The organism is Microbacterium umsixpiens (assembly GCF_053543675.1).
Window position 1 is genome coordinate 15,417 of the sequence record NZ_JBLVOH010000068.1, and the last position, 1,369, is coordinate 16,785.

Here is a 1,369-nt window from a genome sequence, read left to right on the forward strand (position 1 = left end):
GGCCGCGGCGATGACCCTTCTGGTCATCGGGTTCGGGGATCACGGCCTTGATGCCGCGGGAACGGAGGTGCCCGCGGATCGCGCGAGACGAATACGCCTTATCGGCTCGGACCGCGTCCGGTCGGGTGCGCGGTCGGCCCCTCTCGCGGCCCACACGCAGCTGATCCATCAGGGGCAAGAACATCGGCGAGTCGCCCGCCCGCCCGGGGTGATCAACGTGACCAGCGGACGCCCGTTGCCGTCGACGAGCTGGTGGATCTTCGTCGACAAGCCGCCTCGGGATCGGCCAACGCCGTGGTCAGGCGGCTCTTCCCGCAGATTCTTGTAACTCGATCCAGCCCCCTGTGAGGCGGGTCGTGTTCGTCGCATGCTGATGCGCGCGAGCAATCGTGGAGTCCACCGACAGCGACCAGTCCACCAACCCGGCCGCGTCTGCGGCGGCGGTGAGCTTGTCGAGCACCCGATCCCACGTCCCGTCGCTCGCCATCCGGTAATGCCACGTCCACACCGTCTGCCACGGCCCGAACACCGCAGGCAGATCCCGCCACGCGATCCCGGTCCGATACCGATAGACAATGCCCTCGACCATCGTGCGCGCATCGGAGAACTTCCGACCCGGCCTGCCCGTCGGCCGCGGCAACATCTCCTCGATCAACGACCACTGAACATCCGAGAGCACCTGAAAACGAGACACGCAATCAGCCTGCCAGCACCCACCCCCAACCTTTGTCAGACACGCCCTAGGTCGTACGGGGGCGTCGGCGGGGAGCCCGTCGACGACCCCGCGCGGTCACGGCGTCGGCATGCCGCCGTTGACGTTCAGCGTCTCGCCGGCGACATAGCTCGACTCGGCCGACGCCAGGAACACGTATGCCGGGGCGAGTTCGGCGGGCTGTCCCATCCGGCCGAGCGGGGTGTCCTCGCCGAAGCTGTCCAGCTTCTCCTGCGGCTGACCGTCGCTCGGCTGCAGCGGCGTCCAGATCGGGCCGGGCGCCACCGCGTTCACACGGATGCCCTTCGGGGCGAGCTGCTCGGCAAGCCCCTTCGTGAACGCGTTGATGGTCGCCTTGGTCGAGGCGTAGTCGACGAGGATGCCGGAGGGCGAGTACGCCTGGATCGACGTGGTGTTGATGATCGTCGAACCGGCGGGGAGGTGCGGCAGCGCCGCCTTCGTGATCCAGAACATCGCGTACACGTTGGTCTTGAACGTGTCGTCGAACTGCTCGTCCGTGATGTCGATCAGCGACTCCTGGTAGACCTGCTTCCCGCCGTTGTTGACGAGGATGTCGAGCCCGCCCAGGGCGGCCACCGCATCGGCGACGAGTGTCCGGCAGTACTCGGGGTCGCGAAGGTCGCCCGGCAGAGCGGC

At 67.7% G+C, this 1,369-nt stretch carries 1 protein-coding gene and 1 pseudogene; both read right to left on the reverse strand.

All coding sequences use genetic code 11. The annotated features are described in order from the left end of the window. Window positions 1-694, reverse strand: a pseudogene (locus tag ACNPM4_RS06885) (IS5 family transposase); the annotation flags it as partial. A 96-nt stretch (window positions 695-790) separates the two neighbouring features. Further along, window positions 791-1,369: SDR family oxidoreductase (locus ACNPM4_RS06890; RefSeq protein ID WP_448985189.1), on the reverse strand; the 579-nt coding region annotated here is incomplete at its 5' end.